A 270-nucleotide genomic window follows, 5' to 3' on the forward strand; every position below is an offset into this window, starting at 1 on the left:
GCTTTGATATCTTGTCTTTCTTACTTTAATATGACGGTGATCTTGCTCAATGAGGTTATTAAGATATTTAGATGTACAATGACAGTCTGTATTGAGTTTAAAATCTTTAATTAATTTAGACATGGCGACCTTCGTTGAGGGTGCCTGATCTGTAATTATCATTTTGGGTTTACCGAATTGTTTAATCAAACGCTTAATAAACGCATATGCTGATTGATTGTCTCTTTTCTTACGTAACCAAATATCTAATGTATGACCATCTGCATCAAT

At 32.6% G+C, this 270-nt stretch carries 1 protein-coding gene; it reads right to left on the reverse strand.

The features are described 5' to 3' along the window. Positions 1 to 270 (reverse strand): DDE-type integrase/transposase/recombinase (locus tag CD138_RS12800; protein ID WP_142380763.1); only part of this gene is annotated, 270 nt, incomplete at both ends.

It is taken from the genome of Staphylococcus intermedius NCTC 11048 (genome assembly GCF_002902385.1).
Taxonomy (GTDB): domain Bacteria; phylum Bacillota; class Bacilli; order Staphylococcales; family Staphylococcaceae; genus Staphylococcus; species Staphylococcus intermedius.